This window comes from Achromobacter sp. JD-1 (assembly GCF_038594925.1).
Taxonomy (GTDB): Bacteria; Pseudomonadota; Gammaproteobacteria; order Burkholderiales; family Burkholderiaceae_B; genus Achromobacter; species Achromobacter spanius_C.
Genome location: NZ_JBCGCS010000021.1, coordinates 99,583 through 116,034, shown reverse-complemented (window position 1 = coordinate 116,034; position 16,452 = coordinate 99,583). Strand labels below are relative to the sequence as shown.

Genomic DNA, 16,452 nt, shown 5'->3' with positions numbered 1-16,452 from the left:
CGTATGGAAATCGCGCAAACCCTTCGATGTAAACCTCTTTATGGCCAGCCAGGCTTGCGCCAAACCATAGAATCTACCCACGGCCGACGGTCCCCATGAGGCACGTAGGATGGGTGAAGCGCGGGATGCACGACAAAAGAAACCGTACGCCGACCGCGCGCAACCCATCGGACGGCGTTGGTGCCGTGGCGGGAATTGCCGTTTGTTCACCGGCGTTTGATGGGTTTCGCGCGGTCGGCGTTGGGATTCTTGCCCCGGCCGTGCCGCGCTGCACCCATCCTACGTGCCATTTTCCGATCGCCATCGTGACGGTGACCGAATCGCGCTGATCCGCCGGATCGCCGCCTTATTTTCTTATTACGAGAATGACTTAGACGCTGATATCTGCTGCCTGTTACGGTTATGAATCCCCTTTTCCGCCGCCCCGCGCCGGGCGCAAAAAGGCTCGAACCGAGAAGACTACAAGGGCAGTAGACATGTACGTGTATGACCCCGTCGACCAGCAGCTTGTCGAGCAACGTGTGGCGCAGTTTGCCGATCAGACGCGCCGCTTCCTCGACGGCCAGCTTACCGAAGATGAATTCCGCGTTCTGCGCTTGCAGAACGGCCTGTACATCCAGCGCCACGCGCCCATGCTGCGCGTGGCCATTCCGTACGGCATGCTGGCGTCGCGCCAATTGCGCACGCTGGCGCACATCGCGCGCAAGTGGGATCGCGGCTACGGCCACTTCAGCACCCGGCAGAACATCCAGTTCAACTGGCCCAAGCTGGAAGACGTGCCGGACATCCTGGCGGAACTCGCCACCGTCCAGATGCACGCCATCCAGACCAGCGGCAACTGCATCCGCAACACCACCACCGACCACTTCGCCGGCGTCGCGCCCGATGAACTCGTCGATCCGCTCGTCTGGTGCGAAATCATTCGCCAGTGGTCCACGCTGCACCCCGAATTCGCTTTCCTGCCGCGCAAATTCAAGATCGCCGTCAGCGGCGCCGTGCAAGACCGCGCGGCCGTGGGCGTGCACGATATCGGCCTGCAAGCCGTTGAACGCGATGGCAAGCTGGGCTTTCGCGTGTGGGTCGGCGGCGGCATGGGCCGCACGCCCATCGTTGGCAAGCTGATCAACCCCTTCGTGGAATGGCAGCACCTGCTGACCTATCTGCAAGCCGCGCTGCGGGTCTACAACCTGCATGGCCGCCGCGACAACAAGTACAAGGCGCGCATCAAGATCCTGGTCAAGGACCTGACGCCCGAAGTCTATGCCCAGCAGGTCGATGAACAGTGGCAGTTGATCAAAGACGGCCCCGACACCATCACTCAGGAATTCGTTGACGGCATCAAGGCCCGCTTCGTGTGGCCGCAATACGATGCCGCCGCCGCGCAAGACACCGACAACACCGACGCCCTGGCCGCCGGCGACAAGCGCTTTGCGCGCTGGCTGCGCACCAACGTGCACGCGCACAAGGTCGCGGGCTACGCCGCCGTTACCGTTTCGCTCAAGCCCACCGGCGTGCCGCCCGGCGACATCACCGCCGACCAGATGGACGCCGTGGCCGACCTGGCCGATGCCTATGGTTATGGCGAACTGCGCGTGTCGCACGAACAGAACCTGATCCTGGCCGACGTGCGCCGCGCGCGGCTGCACGAGCTGTGGCAGAAGCTGGAAGCGCTGAACCTGGCCACGCCCAACGTCGGCCTGTTGACCAACATCATCGCCTGTCCCGGCGGCGACTTCTGCGCGCTGGCCAACGCCGTGTCCATCCCCGTGGCCGAAGCCATCCAACGCCAATTCGACGACCTGGACTACCTGTTCGAAATCGGCGAACTGGACTTGAACATCTCGGGCTGCATCAACTCCTGTGGCCACCACCACGTGGGGCACATCGGCATCCTGGGCGTCGATAAGGCCGGCGAAGAGTGGTATCAGGTGACGCTGGGTGGCCGCCAGAACGGCGCCGCCAAGCCCCTGCCCGACCTGGAATCCACCCGTGGCGGCGGCGCCGCCGTGGGTCGCATCATCGGCCCCTCGTTCGCGCGCGACCAGGTGCCCGGCGTGGTCGACCGCCTGATCCGCACCTACCTGGGCCTGCGCGACAGCGAAACCGAGCGCTTCATCGACGTGGTGGACCGCGTTGGCATCGACCCCTTCAAGCAGGACGTCTACGCCGATCCCGCCTTCGCCAAACCCGCACAAAGCGCCGAGCCCGCCCATGTCTGACCTCTACGCCCACGACGCCCCCGGCCCGCACCTGATTCTTGACGGCCGCCTGCAAGCCGACACGTCGCGCCCTTTCGTGCCCGAACCCGAAGTGGCCGCCGAAGGCCAGGTGCCCACGGACGAACCCGGTTGGGTCGTGCCGCTGTCCATCTGGAAGACGTCGCGCGCCACCTTGCGCCGCCACCAGCATCCCGTGGCCGTGCTGCTGGAACCCGACGCCGACCTGCGTGACCTGCTTGATGCCGACGGCACTCTGAACCCGGCCGGCATCGCCTTCATCGCCGTGGACTTTCCCAACTACACGGATGGCCGTGGCTATTCGCTGGCGCAATTGCTGCGCACGCAATACCAATGGGCCGGCGAACTGCGCGCGGTGGGTGACGTCATGATCGACACCATCCACTATCAGGCGCGCGTCGGCTTCAACAGCTTCCTGGTCAAGCCCGGCCACGACCCGCACAAGGCGCTGGACGCCTTCAAGACGTTCACGGTGCACTACCAGAAGACGTATCGCGCGCCCCCGTCGGCAGCGGCCGCCTGATACCCCCGCGCGCCGCGCTACAGCCGAGCTTCATCCTGCGCCAGGTGCGTGCGGATCAGCTCGGCAATGCTGCGCTGGCGCGTGGCCTGCATGCGGTCGATCACGCTGGACACGCTGACCGCCAGACGCGGATAGCCGCTGGCATCGCACAGCGCCACGCCCACGCCCAGCACACCGGGCACGGCGGCGTTGCCCACCACCGACCATCCCCGGCCCCGCGTGTTTTCCACCAGGCGCCGCATGTGCGCGGCCGTCATGCCGCCATACGCGCTCAAGGCTTGCGCGTTTTGCGTCACCACGTCATCGGCTTCGCCCGGCGGCAAGGCCGCCAATAGGGCCAACCCCGCCGCGCCCACCCCCAAGGGTTGGCGATGGCCCACCGTTACCGCCAGCACCTGCACGGCATAGTTGCCGACCTCGCGGTGCAGGCACAGCGAATCGTTCGCCGCGCGGCAGATCAGAAAGGCGGAATCACCCGTTACATCGCTGATCTGGCGCAGTATCGGCCGCAGCCGCCGCACCGCCTGCGCGTGGGGGTCGTCCGCCATCATCACGCCCAGTTCCGCCATCCGCCAGCGCGGTGCATTCGGCTCGCGCAGCGCGTAGCCCTCTTCCATCAGCACATCCAGGTACCGGTAGACGGTAGACCGCTGCATTCCCGCCGCACGCGCGATATCGGCCACATGCATGCCCCCCGCACCCGCCTGCCGCAACACCCCCAACACCCGCAAGCCACGGCGCAGGATGCGCGGGCCAGACCCTTCCAATTCCGGTTTGTTCATATTTTGGACACGCTGCGTTGATGACGCCCTTGACTAAGCCCAATATGAAAGCGGGCAGACAAAGATCTGTCCAAATACTAGACAAACAGGACGGAGACAACAATGAAGACAATCACCAGGAGGCTGGCCGCCATCGCGGCCGCCCTGAGCGGCACGCTTGCCCTTAATGGCGCTGCGCTGGCAGCCGCGCCGTATCCCGATCGACCCGTGACCATCGTGGTCGGCTACGCCGCCGGCGGCGCCACCGACATCGTCGCGCGCTTGATGGCCAAGTCGCTGACCGAAGAGCTCGGGCAAAGCTTCGTCGTCGAGAACAAGACGGGCGCCAACAGCAACATCGGCGCGGAAATCGTGTCACGCGCCACGGCCGACGGCTACACGCTGTACATGGGCTCCATCGCCAACACCATCAATCGCTCGCTGTACAGCAAGCTCAACTACGACTTCGTCAAAGACTTCAAGCCGGTCGGGCTGGTCGCCACCATTCCCAACATTCTTGTCGTCAACCCCAAGGTGCCGATCAAGACGGTGCAGGAATACATCGCCTACGCCAAGGCCAATCCGGGCAAGCTGACCTGCGCGTCGTCCGGCAGCGGCTCGTCCATTCACCTGTCGTGCGAGCTCTTCAAGATGGAAACCGGCACCGACATCCTGCACGTGCCGTATCGCGGCAGCGGTCCGGCCGTGGCCGATCTGCTGGGCGGACAAGTGGATTCCATGTTCGACAACCTGCCGTCGTCGCTGCCCCACGTGCAGGCCGGCAAGCTGCGCGCGCTGGGCGTCACCTCGCCCAAGCGGCTGGATGCCACGCCGGACGTACCCACGCTGGCCGAATCCGGTTTGGCGGGCTTTGACGTTGAATCGTGGTTTGGCCTGATGGCGCCCGCCGGCACGCCCGACGCCGTCGTCAAGCGGCTGAACGAGGCCTTGAACAAGGCGCTGGCCAGCCCGGCGGTGCAGGCGTCATACAAGCAGGCGGGCTTTTACGCACCACAGCCGCCGAATTCGCCCGAGACCTTTGGCAAGAAGATCACCAGCGAAATCGACAAATGGGCCGCCGTGGTCAAGCGCGCCAACATCAAGGCCAACTAGGTTTCAAGGAGCACCAGGTGACCCCGATCGATTTTTTCTTCCGCGCCGCCGAGCAGTATCCGCAGCGCGTGGCGCTGGACGGCCCCGATGGCGTCGTGACCTACGCCGAACTCGCGGCCGACACGCGGGCGCTGGCGGCGGCCTTGCAAGACCTGGACCCCGAGCCGCAAACCCGCGTGGCCATCTGCGCGGGCAATTCCGCGCGGCACATCCTGGCCTTGCTGGCGGTGATGGCCAGCGGCAAGGTCTGGGTGCCGCTTAATTACCGCAGCACCGAGCGCGAGATCGGGCGCATCCTGGACGCCACGGCGCCGTCGATCGTGATCGTCGACGGCGTCGGGGCGCCGCTGGCGCGCGCGTCGGATGGCGCGCGCATCCATCTGGACGACAGCGCGGAAGCACTGGCGGCGGGCGCGCTGCTCAAGCGTTACGCCGGGCGCGAGCCTGTGCGCCACGACTTGTCCCGCGATGCCACGCAGGCCATCAAGTTCACGGGCGGCACGACCGGGCTGCCCAAGGGCGTGATGCAACCGTACCGCGCGTGGAACGCGGGCATCATCAACCAGATCGCCAGCTGGGAACTGACCCGCGAAGACCGCTACGTGGTGTCCGCCCCCATCACGCACGGCACGGGCACCTATCTGCTGCCCATCCTGGCGTGTGGCGGCGCGCACCTGCTGCTGGACAGCGTGACGCCGGCCAGCATCACGGCGGCGTTTCGCGAACGGGGCGGCACGCTGAGCTTCATGCCGCCCACGCTGATCTACATGATCATGGCGCAGCCGGGCGTGTCGCGCGCCGACTTCCCCAGGCTGCGCAACCTGATCTACGGCGGCGCCCCGATGCCGCCGGAAAAAGTCGACCGCGCGCGCGAGTTCTTCGGCCCCGTGCTGGGCACCACTTACGGCCAGACGGAAGCGCCGCAGATCGTCACGGTGCTGCGCCCCGCCGACCTGGAAACGCCCGAGAACCGCGCCTCGGTCGGCCGGGTGACCTGGCTGTCGGACGTGGCCATCATGGGCGCCGATGGCGCGCTGCTGCCCCGGGGTGAAATCGGAGAGGTGGTGGTGCAGGGCGACCTGACCATGACCGGCTACTGGCGCCTGCCCGAGAAAACGGCCGAAACGCTGGTGGACGGCTGGCTGCACACGGGCGACACCGGCCTGATCGATGCGCGCGGATTCCTGTACCTGAAAGACCGCCTGCGCGACGTCATCATCACGGGCGGCTTCAACGTGTATCCCGTGGATGTCGAGAACGCCTTGTCGGCGCACCCCTCGGTGTACGAATGCTCGGTGTTCGGCCTGCCCGACGACAAATGGGGCGAGGCCGTGCACGCCGCCGTCCAGCTACACCCTGGCGCGCAAGCCGACGCCGAAGCCCTCAAAGCGCATGTGCGCGCGCTGCTGGGCCCGGTCGCCACGCCCAAACAATTCCATTTTCACGACAGCCTGCCGCGCTCCAGCGTGGGCAAGGTGTTGAAGAACGCCGTGCGCGACGCCGCGCAAAAGGAAACCGCATGAGCACTACCCCCGAGACCCGTCTTTGCGCCCATCACCTGACCGGCATGTCTTACCGGGATGTGGATCTGGTTGAAGACCTGATCGGCAAGAAGACGTTTACCGAAGTCATGATCATGCAGATCCTGGGGCGTGACGCGCGCCCCGTGGACATGCGCATCGTTGACGCCGTGCTGGTGACGCTGATGGAACACGGCATGACGCCCAGCGCCATCGCCACGCGCCTGATCTACATGAGCGCGCCCGAGAACCTGCAAGGCGCGGTCGCCTCCGGCCTGATGGCCGTGGGCAGTCAGTTCGTGGGCACCATGGAAAACTGCTCGCGCCTGCTGGACCGCATCAAGCAAGCGGCGGATGGCCGGGCCGAAGCGCTGGCCATTGCACGCGAGTTCCGTGAACAGCGCCGCGCCCTGCCCGGCTTTGGGCACCATCTGCACAAGCCCGACGACCCGCGTTCGATCAAGCTGCTGGCGCTGGCCGAAGCCGAGCCGGACCTGGACGGCGCATCGCTGCGGGCGCTGCGCCTGCTGGCGACAGCGGTAGACGAAACCTATGGCAAGCACATCACCATCAACGCCACGGGCGCGGTGGCGGCGCTGCTGAGCGAGATCGGCGTGCCCACCGACCTGATGCGCGGCTTTGCCGTCATCTCGCGCGCGGCCGGGCTGGTGTCGCATGTGGCCGAAGAGCAGCAGAGCCCGTCGGGCCGCTACATCTGGGAAACCATCGACCACGCCATTCCCTATGTGGGCAAGGGCAAGACGCATCAGCATGACGGCGAGGGCTCGGCATGACGGACACGGCCAATGCGGCCACAACGGCTACCGCCCCCGCCCCTGGCAGCGGGCGCCTGGCAGGCAAGATCGCCTTGGTGGCCGGCGCCGGCGCGTCGGCCGCCGGCTGGAGCATCGGCCGCGCTAGCTGTGTAACGCTGGCGCGCGAAGGCGCGGCGGTGGTGGCGCTGGACGTGGATCTTGCTGCCGCCGAAGACGCCGCGCATCAGGTCGAGCTGGCGGGCGGCTGCGCCTTACCCGTGCAGGCGGACGTGGCCGACCCGGACGCCATGCAGGCCGCGGTGGACGCCGCGCTGCGCCGCTACGGGCGTATCGACATCCTGCAAGCCAATGCGGGCATCGGCAAGGTGGGCGGGCCGGAAGACATTTCGCTGGATGACTGGAACCGTATCCAGCAAGTGAACGTGACCAGCCTGCTGATCGCCACGCGCCTCCTGGCGCCGCTGATGCGCCAGCAAGGCGGCGGGGCCATCGTCACGGTGTCGTCCATTGCGGGCATCCGCTATACCGGCTATCCGCACCTGGCGTACAGCGTCAGCAAGGCCGCGGTGATTCATTTTGCGCGCATGGCGGCGCAGCAATACGCGGCCGACGGCATTCGCGTGAATACCGTCATTCCCGGCCTGATCGACACGCCGCGCGTGGCGCAGAACGTGGCGCGCATGTTCGACCCCAACGACCTGCAGGCGGCGCTGGCCGCGCGCGACAAGCAGGTGCCGATGGGCCGGATGGGCACGCCCTGGGAAGTGGCCAAGGCCGTGGCCTTCCTGGCGTCGGACGATGCGTCCTACATCACCGGCACGGAACTGGTGGTGGACGGTGGGTTGACGGGCAAGTACGCCTGACGCGCAGTGCGTCAGACGCGGCGCCCGTTGCAGGCGCCGCGTTTCGAAGGCGGGCAGGCGGCGCGGGTATGGCGGGTATGGCGGCTTACCAGGACGTGGAATACGCACCCGGGAACTGCTTGGCCACAAACGCCTTTACCTCGTCCGACTGGTACGCCTTGATGAAGCGCGCGATGCGCGGGTCATTCTTGTTGTCTTCGCGCGCGGCAATCACCACGGCGGCGAACGGCGCGTCCTTGCTTTCCAGCGCCAGCGCGTCCTTGGCGGGCGACAGGCCGGCCGGGATGGCATAGGCGGAATTCACCGCCGCGGCGTCCACGTCCGCCAGCGAATGCGGCAACTGTGCCGCTTCGATCTCGATGAACTTCAGCTTCTTGGGGTTCTCGACCACATCGAACAGCGACGCCGTCACCGTGACGCCGTCCTTGAGCGTGATCAGCTTGGCCGCCTGCAACACCAGCAGCGCGCGGGCGCCGTTGGTCGGGTCGTTGGGAATGGCCACCTTGCCGCCTTGCGGCAGATCATCAAGCGACTTCAGGCGCTTGGAATAGATGCCCATCTGCTGCACCACGGCGGTCGCCACCGGCACCAGCTTGTAGCCGCGCGCCTTGTTCTGCGAATCCAGGAAGGGCTTGTGCTGGTAGATGTTCAGGTCCAGCTCCTTGGCGTCCAGCGCCGCGTTGGGCTGGATGAAGTCGCTGAATTCAATCAGCTTCACTTTCAGGCCCTGCTTGGCCGCCACCTGCTGCGCCACTTCACCGATTTGCGCGTGCGGGCCGACGGTGACGCCCACCTTCAGTTCGGCGTCCTGCGCCATGGCTTGGGTGCCGGCGAATCCGAGCACGGCGGCAAAAATGGCGAGGGTATGGCGAAGGCGCATGAGAATCTCTGGAAGTAAAAAGAATGACCCGCGATTCTATGCAGCGTGCTACCAAACCGGAAGCGATGAATATTCATATTGATATGCGCCAAATCGTATAAAGCGCCGCCCCATGACAAGCCCGCCTCATGCGGACACAATAGCGGCTGCTTTCAATTACACGCCTTGCGCCATGTCCACCACCCACGAACTCCACCCGCACGCGCGCGCGCTGCTTGCCGACCACTACGCCGCCATCGATGCCGACCTGCCCGCGTTGCTGGACTTGCTGTTCGCCCGCAGCGCCGGCGAAGACTGGCACAAGGCCGGCACCTTCAAGCATCATCTGCTGGGCGTGTACCGCACGCTGGCGCTGTGGAACCAGCCGCGCGAAGTGCGGATGCTGGGTCTGTTCCACAGCGTCTACGGCAACGAATACGTGGACTTGACGCTGTTTGACCGCGAGCGCGAACGCTCGACCCTGCGCGAGGTACTGGGCGAAGAGGCCGAAGCGTGGGTCAGCCTGTTCTGCGAGATGCCGCGCACGAAGTTCGTGCAGGTGGTGCTGGCGGGCCAAGGCACGGGCCACGACGGCATGACGCTTGAAGGCGCCAACGGGCAGGTCTTTACGTTGACGCCACGCCAGGTTGCCGCGTTCATCGTCGTGTCCGCCGCCGACATCGGCGAACAATGGCATAGCTGGCAAGACGAGATCTTCGCGGGCTATCCGCAGCAGCAGCGGCGCGATTTGAAAACGAACTGGGCGTCGTCGCTGTGGCCCGGTCCGCTGAAGCCGCCGTCGAACATTTTGTCGATGTTGTCGCACCTGCTGGCGCCCTTGTCGCGCATGCCCGCCGATACGGGCATCCCCATTCCCCCGGCGTTCGACGCCTGCCGCGCCACGCTCAGCGCGCGCGACGAGGCGGCCGCCAGCGCGCTGTACTGGCAAGTCATCACGCGCATGCATCCACTGACGGAAATGGACAGCGCGCGCCATCTGCTGGAAGCCGCCGTTGAACACAACCCCTGGGTGGGTGAACCCCGCCTGCTGCTGGCGCAATTGGCGCTGACCGCGGGCGATTTCGATGCAGCCCAAGCGCATGCGGCAGCGGGCCTGGCGGCCTTGCAAGCCTGGGGCACGGCGTGGGACAAGCGGATTGAGTGGGCGGGCTGGATGGCCTGGGCGCGCATCGAACTGCAAAACGCGCGCGCGCGCCAATGGCCGGAAAACCTGGCCGCGTTGAATGGCTTGGGGTTGGTGGAGTAAGCCCGCGCGACCACCATGCAAACAGCCCCGCATGCGGGGCTGCTTCATCTTCACGCTAGATGTTCACGCTACATGTGCACGCTACCGAAGCAAGTCGGCTACTTCATGCCTTCCCAGTGCGGGCCGGGCACGACGATGTCGAACATTTCCAGCACGCGCGCCACGGTGTGGTCCACCATTTCTTCAATGCTTGCCGGGCGGTGATAAAACGCCGGCAGCGGCGGAAACACGATGCCGCCCATTTCGGTCACGGCGGTCATGTTGCGCAGGTGCGCCAGATTGAAGGGCGTTTCGCGCACCATCAGCACCAGTCGCCGGCGTTCCTTCAAGGTAACGTCGGCGGCGCGGGTGATGAGGTTATCGGACAGGCCATGCGCCACGGCCGCCAGGGTGCGCATCGAACATGGCACGATCACCATGCCCGCCGTCTGGAACGCGCCGCTGGCCAGCGTGGCGCCCACGTCGCGCACTGAATGCACGTGGTCGGCCAACGCATAGATGTCGTGGCGGCTGACGTCCATTTCGTGCTTGATGTTCAGCACGCCGGACGCCGACACCACCAGGTGCGTCTCAACATCGTCCACGCCACGCAAGGCTTGCAGCATGCGCACCGCGTAGAGCGCGCCGGTGGCGCCCGTGATGCCGATGACAAGTCGCCGCATGGGCGGCTTAAGCCGTGGCGCCGGATTGCTCCAGCAGCGTCTTCAGTTCGCCGGACTCATTCATTTCGTTCATGATGTCCGAGCCGCCGATGAATTCGCCCGCCACGTAAAGCTGGGGGATGGTGGGCCAGCTGGAGAATTCCTTGATGCCCTGGCGGACTTCGTCGTCTTCCAGCACGTTGACGGTAACCAGCTTCTTCACGCCACAGCCCTTGAGGATCTGGATGGCCTTGCCGGAAAAGCCGCATTGCGGGAATTGGGCAGTGCCCTTCATGAACAGCACGACGGGGTGCTGGGTCACGGTTTCGCGGATGAATTCTTGAACGTCGCTCATGGTGGTCTCTTGGACAGGCATAACGGAATACGCCAATTATAGGTACAGCGGAAAAAACCGCCCTGCAATACCCCGAAGCCTACGCGGGTGCCGAGCAAAGCGGGCGGGTTTCCCACCCTGAAAATCTGTAACAGACGGGCCGTTCACCGCCCTGCCGCCAGCCAGCGCCCGCCGGAAATTCTTTCAATGCCCGCCAGGTCGTGGCGGCTGTGCACCGATTCAAAGCCCGCGTCCTCCAGCAAGCCGCGTACCGCCTGCGCCTGGTCCCAGCCATGCTCCATCCATAGCTGCGCGCCTGGCTTCAGGTGCGCGCCGGCACCGGCCACAATGCGGCCCAGGTCTTCCAGCCCGCCCGCGCCATCGGTCAGCGCGCCACGCGGTTCGAAGCGCAAGTCGCCCTGGTCCAGGTGCGGGTCGTTATTGGCGACATAGGGCGGATTGGACACGATCAGGTCAAAGCCTTCGCCCGCGGGCACGGCGTCAAACCAGCTGCCTTCCACGAAACGCACTGACGCGGTCAAGTCCCAGGCGTTGGCCGCCGCCACCTTCAGCGCGGCGGCACTCAGGTCAGACGCCATCACCCGCGCGTCGCGGCGCGCCAGGGCAATCGAAATGGCGATGGCCCCGCTGCCCGTACCCAGGTCCAGCACGGCCGGCCCCGCGATACCCGCCACGCATTCCAGCGCGGTTTCCACCAGCACTTCGGTGTCGGGGCGCGGTATCAACACGTCGGGCGTGACGCGGAAGCGGTGGCCCATGAATTCACGATGGCCCAGCAGATACGCCATGGGTTCACCGGCCAGGCGGCGCGCCAGCAAGGTCTCGAACGCCGCCGCCACATCGGGCGACAGCGGGTCGGTGTCGTGCGCCAGCAGCCAGGCGCGCGGCTTTTGCAGCACGTGTTCAAGCAGCATGCGAATTTCCAGGCGCGGCAGGCGCGTGTCCAGCAGCAGGCTTTTCAGCTGGGGCGTCGTCATGGCGCCGCCTTAGATGTCGTCGCCCAGCGCCGCCAACTGCTCGGCCTGATGCTCGGCGATCAGCGCGCCGGTCAGCTCTTCCAGGTCGCCTTCCATGATCTGCTGCAACTTGTACAGCGTCAGGTTGATGCGGTGATCCGTCACGCGGCCCTGCGGGAAGTTATAGGTGCGGATGCGCTCGGAGCGGTCGCCCGTGCCGATCAGGCTTTTGCGCTCGGCCGCTTCCTTGCTTTGGCGTTCGCGCGTTTCCTTGTCTTTCAAACGCGCGGCCAGCACCTGCATGGCCTTGTCCTTGTTGCGGTGCTGGGACCGGTCGTCCTGGCATTCCACCACCAGCCCCGTCGGCAAGTGCGTGATCCGCACGGCGGAATCGGTCTTGTTGATGTGCTGGCCGCCCGCGCCGCTGGCACGGAACGTATCGATGCGCAGGTCATTGGCGTTGATGACGATTTCCGACATCTCGTCGGCTTCGGCCATGACGGCCACGGTGCAGGCCGACGTGTGGATGCGACCCTGCGCTTCGGTGGCGGGCACGCGCTGCACGCGGTGCGCGCCGGACTCGAACTTCAAGCGGCCGTAGGCGCCGTCGCCGTCAATGCGCGCGATCACTTCCTTGTAGCCGCCCAGTTCCGAGGCGCTTTCCGACATCAGCTCGACCCGCCAACCACGCGTTTCCGCGTAGCGCGTGTACATGCGCAGCAGGTCGCCCGAGAACAGCGCGCTTTCGTCACCACCCGTGCCCGCGCGGATTTCCAGGAACACGCTGCGCCCGTCATTGGGGTCGCGCGGCAGCAGCAGCAATTGCAGCGCGCTTTCCAGGCTTTCCAACTTGACGCGGCCCGACTTGATCTCGTCTTCGGCCATGGCCTTCATGTCCGGGTCGGACAGCATTTCCTGCGCGGTCGCCAGGTCTTCCTCTGTGCGAGCGAAAGCGGTGAAGGCCTCCACCACGGGTTCCAGCTCGGCGCGTTCGCGCGAGAGCTTGCGGAAACGGTCCATATCGGACGCGGTTTCCGGTTGGGCGAGCAACGCGTCCACCTCGATCAGGCGGTTACACAGATGCTCCAGCCGGCTGCGCATGGAAGATTTCATGGGGAATGACCAAAGAGAAAACAGGAATAGCGGGCGCCCACAAAGACGAACGCCCGCCAGGAGGCGGGACGTGGGGCAGATTCGCTAACGGCGGGAGTCGCGGCCGGGGAACAGGCGCGGCATCCAGGCAAGCAGTTGCTTGCGGTCGTCGCCTTCGCTGCGGTTCAAGGCCGCCAGCGGGCCGTGCAGGTATTTTTGCGTCAGCCCATGCGCCAGTTGTTCCAACACGGCTTCGGGCGATTCGCCGCGCGCCAGCAGGCGGCGCGCGCGCTCAAGTTCAGCGGCGCGGACGTCTTCGGCGGCCTGGTGCAGGTCGCGGATGACGGGCACCACTTCGCGGGACTGCATCCAGTGCATGAAGCCCTGGACGCGGGTTTCGATAATGGCTTCGGCCTGCACCACGGCGGCGCGGCGCGCGTCGGTGCCGGTCTGCACCAGGCGGCCCAGGTCATCCACCGAGTACAGGTAGACGTCGTCCAGGCGGCCGACTTCAGGTTCGATGTCGCGCGGCACGGCCAGGTCGATCATGACCATGGGACGGTGGCGGCGCAGGCGCGTGGCCCGTTCCACCATCCCCAAGCCGAGGATGGGCAGGGAGCTTGCCGTACAGGACACGATGACGTCGAATTCCGACAGGCGCTCGGTCAGGTCGGCCAACTTCATGGTGCTGGCCGAAAAACGGTTGGCCAGGATTTCGGCGCGCTCGGCCGTGCGGTTGGCCACGACCATGCTGCGCGGGCGTTGCGCGGCAAAGTGGGTGGCGCACAGTTCAATCATTTCGCCCGCGCCGATGAACAGCGTGCGGGCCTGGTCCAGGTTGCCGAACACGCGCTCGGCCAGGCGGACGGCGGCGGCGGCCATGGACACCGACTGCGCGCCGATGGCGGTTTGCGACCGCACTTCCTTGGCCACCGAGAACGTGCGCTGGAACATCTGGTGCAGCAAGGTGCCTAGCGACCCGGCTTCACCGGCGGCGCGCACGGCGTCTTTCATCTGGCCGACGATCTGGGTTTCACCCAGCACCATGGAATCCAGCCCGCTGGCCACGCGGAAAGCGTGACGCACGGCGTCGTCTTGGTGATGGCGGTACAGGTGCGGGCGCAGCGTGCCGGCGTCCAGGCGGTTGTGTTCAGCCAGCCAGGCGGGCAATTGATCGGCAACGTGGCCGTCAGCGGCGCAATAGATCTCGGTGCGGTTACAGGTGGACAGGATGGCGGCTTCGCGGACGGAACCGCCGAATGCCGAACGCAGGCCTTCCAGCGCGGGCTTGACCAGATCGACGGGCATGGACACGCGCTCGCGAACCGAAACCGGCGCGGACGTGTGGTTCAGACCGAAGGCAAGGACAGCTACCGACATGGAGGATGCGTAAAAGACTGCCACGAAATAACTGGAAGATTATACCCCTGCGGGTTATCCCCAGCGCAGTTCCGCCCCCAGCCGCGACGCTGCGTCGCACCTTTCCGTGCCATTCACCCAACAGTCGGGGCGGGAACCGGGGAGGAAAAATAGTTGGCGATCTGACCCCGCGTTGCTGGCGTGGCCCAAAAAAATTGTGTATAGTTGCGGACTTCGTTGGCCTGGTAGCTCAGTCGGTAGAGCAGAGGATTGAAAATCCTTGTGTCGGTGGTTCGATTCCGCCCCAGGCCACCAAAAGAATTATTGGGGTTGCGGTAGCAATATCAAGATCCCAAAAAAGCCCAGCCGCCGCGCTGGGCTTTTTGCACCGTGTACGTGTTGGCCTGGTAGCTCAGTCGGTAGAGCAGAGGATTGAAAATCCTTGTGTCGGTGGTTCGATTCCGCCCCAGGCCACCAAAAATTCAAGCATTGAGCCCCGCCTTGGCGGGGCTTTTTGCGTTTGGCTGTCAATTTTCTAACAGCTCGTGCTTACTGCGGCCGGCCGTCGTCAATCCAGGCTTGCGTCGCGCTCAGCGTGAGCCGGTAGCGCGCGTAGTTGAATACCTCCAACTTCTTCAGGTCATCCAGCAGCATTGCCTGGAAGCCAGGTGCCGCGCTCTCAGTGAGGCCGAGCGCTTCAACGGCGGCATGCACGGGCCTTCTGTCCCGGACCACTAGGCCGATGGCGTCATTCAGGCTCTCGCGGTAACGCAGTCGCAGTGGGTCCGGTTTGCCCCGCGATTCCATCACCACGGCATACTTCTTCTGCGAGCGACGGTACGTCCAGGCGAACAGTTCCACCGCGAGCGCGACATCCAGAAACTCATACACACCCAGCATCGCACGCGCGTAATCGTGCGGATCGACGTCCAGAAACGAGAGTGGCGAGCAGTTGTAAAGCATCAGCGGAATGTTCGCTGCCAGCCGGCCGGTGCGCTTGTTGCCATCCTCAAACGGCTGCAGGTATGCCAGGTTGACCCAGAGGAAGAAGGCTGCCTCGACCGGATTCTTGATGTGCCTGGCCTTGTGCAGGATAGCCTCCAACATTTCTTCGAGAATTGCCGGCACCTGGGTTGGCACATAGACGGTGTCGCTGATGTTGACCACTTTCTGTCGGATAGCCCCGAGCCCGTTGCTGTCAGCAAGCAGGTCCTGCATGAGCACTGCGTGCAGATTTCTGACGACCGCGGTCGAAAGGCCCTGAAGCGGAACCGCTTCCACGAGGAACTCGATAGCTGCCTTGTGATTGAGCAGCATCACCGCGTTCGCATCATCGCCGGCGGTCCCTTTCTTGAACAGTTCCTCGGTAGCCAGCATGGTATAGGGGTTGCCTTCCAGTCGAGAGGACGACCAGGACAAGTCAATAAGCAGTTGCTCCAGTACCTCGCGAGCGTAGGTTCCAGCCGGCAGTTGCTCTTTCATGCTCCCTGAGCGATACAACTCTTCAGCTAGGGATTTCGGCACCAACCAGCTCTCGTTGGGCACGTAGCTATCGACAAACTCGCGCCGGTACGTCACCGGGTCGCGCGCGGCGAGGGGCACGTCGAGTTTCTTGTTCAGCTCAACCGCGGCAGCCGACCAAGTCGGATGCAGGCGAGCCTGAAGCTCGGGCAGCGCCTCGGTGATGGTAGGTTTTTCGGCAGATGCTGCGTCCGTTAGCCGATAGCGCGTTGCCCGCGCTTGGCCGCTGCGTGTGAGTTGTCCACCAGCGCACAGCGCATCGAGATGTCGCCGCACGGTGGCCGAGCTGCCTTGCGTCGCAAAGATGATGTCGGTGGAGGAAACCTCCTGCTGCCCGGCCGCAGCCAAGTGCCGGATAGCATCCAGGACTGATTTCGGGGTCACTTTGCTCATGGTATCTGCTCAGTATCTGCTCAGGAAGGTAGTATCTGCCCAGTATCTGCTCATTAATGAGCAAATACTACCCTCTGGGCAGATAGTTAACGATTTTGAGCGGCTGACGGTATTGACGGCGGCGCTTGCCTGTCCATGTGCCGCTCACGACCTTTGGCAAGTCGCTCATCGTAGCCGCCACTCAACAACTGCTCGCGCAAGAGTGCGAAAACCGTC

At 64.9% G+C, this 16,452-nt stretch carries 15 protein-coding genes and 2 tRNA genes; 9 read left to right on the top strand and 8 right to left on the bottom strand.

The features are described from left to right. The first annotated feature begins 476 nt into the window (after positions 1–476). Together WBR68_RS25460 and WBR68_RS25455 are read left to right on the top strand one after the other, a co-directional pair. On the top strand, positions 477–2,219 hold the full coding sequence (locus WBR68_RS25460) for a nitrite/sulfite reductase (RefSeq protein ID WP_230695597.1): 1,743 nt from the start codon (positions 477–479) through the stop codon (positions 2,217–2,219). After that, the gene (locus WBR68_RS25455) at positions 2,212–2,760 is read left to right on the top strand and encodes a DUF934 domain-containing protein (protein WP_230695596.1); all 549 of its coding nucleotides are present in this window, start codon (positions 2,212–2,214) and stop codon (positions 2,758–2,760) included. Before WBR68_RS25460 ends, WBR68_RS25455 begins: the two co-directional genes overlap by 8 nt. Positions 2,761–2,777: 17 nt before the next feature. Here WBR68_RS25455 and WBR68_RS25450 read toward each other — a convergent pair whose 3' ends face one another. After that, positions 2,778–3,542 (bottom strand): IclR family transcriptional regulator, encoded by a 765-nt coding sequence (locus WBR68_RS25450; protein WP_230695595.1) that lies wholly within the window; start codon positions 3,540–3,542, stop codon positions 2,778–2,780. A gap of 102 nt (positions 3,543–3,644) precedes the next feature. On the opposite strand from WBR68_RS25450, the gene WBR68_RS25445 reads away from it, so the two are divergent. The 4 genes from WBR68_RS25445 to WBR68_RS25430 are packed head-to-tail and all read left to right on the top strand — an operon-like array spanning position 3,645 to position 7,793. Then, positions 3,645–4,634 carry a tripartite tricarboxylate transporter substrate binding protein gene (locus WBR68_RS25445; RefSeq protein WP_230695594.1) on the top strand — a complete coding sequence of 330 codons (990 nt, stop codon included), beginning with the start codon at positions 3,645–3,647 and terminating at the stop codon, positions 4,632–4,634. A gap of 17 nt (positions 4,635–4,651) precedes the next feature. Next, positions 4,652–6,157: a class I adenylate-forming enzyme family protein gene (locus WBR68_RS25440; protein ID WP_230695593.1), complete on the top strand. Its 1,506-nt coding sequence runs from the start codon at positions 4,652–4,654 to the stop codon at positions 6,155–6,157. Further along, entirely contained in the window at positions 6,154–6,948 is a 795-nt protein-coding gene (locus WBR68_RS25435) for a citryl-CoA lyase (RefSeq protein ID WP_230695592.1), read from the top strand. Before WBR68_RS25440 ends, WBR68_RS25435 begins: the two co-directional genes overlap by 4 nt. Continuing rightward, positions 6,945–7,793 carry an SDR family NAD(P)-dependent oxidoreductase gene (locus tag WBR68_RS25430; RefSeq protein WP_230695591.1) on the top strand — a complete coding sequence of 283 codons (849 nt, stop codon included), beginning with the start codon at positions 6,945–6,947 and terminating at the stop codon, positions 7,791–7,793. The genes WBR68_RS25435 and WBR68_RS25430 overlap by 4 nt, the downstream gene beginning before the upstream one ends. A gap of 85 nt (positions 7,794–7,878) precedes the next feature. Here the strand turns inward: WBR68_RS25430 and WBR68_RS25425 are convergent, their stop codons facing one another. Then, a complete protein-coding gene (locus WBR68_RS25425) occupies positions 7,879–8,673 on the bottom strand; it encodes a MetQ/NlpA family ABC transporter substrate-binding protein (protein ID WP_230695590.1) in 795 nt (264 codons plus the stop codon). Between the two features lie 172 nt (positions 8,674–8,845). On the opposite strand from WBR68_RS25425, the gene WBR68_RS25420 reads away from it, so the two are divergent. Further along, positions 8,846–9,919, top strand: a complete 1,074-nt coding sequence (locus tag WBR68_RS25420; protein ID WP_127185966.1) for a DUF6817 domain-containing protein — start codon at positions 8,846–8,848, stop codon at positions 9,917–9,919. A gap of 98 nt (positions 9,920–10,017) precedes the next feature. On the opposite strand, the gene WBR68_RS25415 is transcribed toward WBR68_RS25420, so the two are convergent. From WBR68_RS25415 to hemA, 5 genes are all read right to left on the bottom strand, one after another. Continuing rightward, positions 10,018–10,581, bottom strand: coding sequence for a UbiX family flavin prenyltransferase (locus WBR68_RS25415; protein WP_050445881.1), 564 nt, complete (start codon positions 10,579–10,581; stop codon positions 10,018–10,020). A 7-nt stretch (positions 10,582–10,588) separates the two neighbouring features. Further along, a complete protein-coding gene (gene grxD / locus WBR68_RS25410; protein ID WP_006227137.1) occupies positions 10,589–10,915 on the bottom strand; it encodes a Grx4 family monothiol glutaredoxin in 327 nt (108 codons plus the stop codon). A 143-nt stretch (positions 10,916–11,058) separates the two neighbouring features. Continuing rightward, entirely contained in the window at positions 11,059–11,892 is an 834-nt protein-coding gene (gene prmC, locus WBR68_RS25405) for a peptide chain release factor N(5)-glutamine methyltransferase (RefSeq protein WP_050445880.1), read from the bottom strand. A 9-nt stretch (positions 11,893–11,901) separates the two neighbouring features. Beyond that, a complete protein-coding gene (prfA, locus tag WBR68_RS25400; protein WP_050445879.1) occupies positions 11,902–12,984 on the bottom strand; it encodes a peptide chain release factor 1 in 1,083 nt (360 codons plus the stop codon). 84 nt (positions 12,985–13,068) lie between these two features. Further along, positions 13,069–14,343, bottom strand: coding sequence for a glutamyl-tRNA reductase (gene hemA, locus WBR68_RS25395; RefSeq protein ID WP_050445878.1), 1,275 nt, complete (start codon positions 14,341–14,343; stop codon positions 13,069–13,071). A gap of 218 nt (positions 14,344–14,561) precedes the next feature. On the opposite strand from hemA, the gene WBR68_RS25390 reads away from it, so the two are divergent. Next, positions 14,562–14,637 (top strand) — tRNA-Phe (locus WBR68_RS25390). 86 nt (positions 14,638–14,723) lie between these two features. Next, positions 14,724–14,799: transfer RNA gene (locus tag WBR68_RS25385), tRNA-Phe, on the top strand. Positions 14,800–14,871: 72 nt separating this feature from the next. Here WBR68_RS25385 and WBR68_RS25380 read toward each other — a convergent pair. Then, the gene (locus WBR68_RS25380; protein ID WP_230695589.1) at positions 14,872–16,236 is read right to left on the bottom strand and encodes a Fic family protein; all 1,365 of its coding nucleotides are present in this window, start codon (positions 16,234–16,236) and stop codon (positions 14,872–14,874) included. Positions 16,237–16,452 lie beyond the last annotated feature (216 nt).

Bases quoted from the DNA above. Each gene is read 5' to 3' on its own strand.
- WBR68_RS25460 (WP_230695597.1), top strand. From the start codon at position 477: ATGTACGTGTATGACCCCGTCGACCAGCAGCTTGTCGAGCAACGTGTG.
- WBR68_RS25455 (WP_230695596.1), top strand. From the start codon at position 2,212: ATGTCTGACCTCTACGCCCACGACGCCCCCGGCCCGCACCTGATTCTT.
- WBR68_RS25450 (WP_230695595.1), bottom strand. From the start codon at position 3,542: ATGAACAAACCGGAATTGGAAGGGTCTGGCCCGCGCATCCTGCGCCGT.
- WBR68_RS25445 (WP_230695594.1), top strand. From the start codon at position 3,645: ATGAAGACAATCACCAGGAGGCTGGCCGCCATCGCGGCCGCCCTGAGC.
- WBR68_RS25435 (WP_230695592.1), top strand. From the start codon at position 6,154: ATGAGCACTACCCCCGAGACCCGTCTTTGCGCCCATCACCTGACCGGC.
- WBR68_RS25430 (WP_230695591.1), top strand. From the start codon at position 6,945: ATGACGGACACGGCCAATGCGGCCACAACGGCTACCGCCCCCGCCCCT.
- WBR68_RS25425 (WP_230695590.1), bottom strand. From the start codon at position 8,673: ATGCGCCTTCGCCATACCCTCGCCATTTTTGCCGCCGTGCTCGGATTC.
- WBR68_RS25420 (WP_127185966.1), top strand. From the start codon at position 8,846: ATGTCCACCACCCACGAACTCCACCCGCACGCGCGCGCGCTGCTTGCC.
- WBR68_RS25415 (WP_050445881.1), bottom strand. From the start codon at position 10,581: ATGCGGCGACTTGTCATCGGCATCACGGGCGCCACCGGCGCGCTCTAC.
- grxD (WP_006227137.1), bottom strand. From the start codon at position 10,915: ATGAGCGACGTTCAAGAATTCATCCGCGAAACCGTGACCCAGCACCCC.
- prmC (WP_050445880.1), bottom strand. From the start codon at position 11,892: ATGACGACGCCCCAGCTGAAAAGCCTGCTGCTGGACACGCGCCTGCCG.
- prfA (WP_050445879.1), bottom strand. From the start codon at position 12,984: ATGAAATCTTCCATGCGCAGCCGGCTGGAGCATCTGTGTAACCGCCTG.
- hemA (WP_050445878.1), bottom strand. From the start codon at position 14,343: ATGTCGGTAGCTGTCCTTGCCTTCGGTCTGAACCACACGTCCGCGCCG.
- WBR68_RS25380 (WP_230695589.1), bottom strand. From the start codon at position 16,236: ATGAGCAAAGTGACCCCGAAATCAGTCCTGGATGCTATCCGGCACTTG.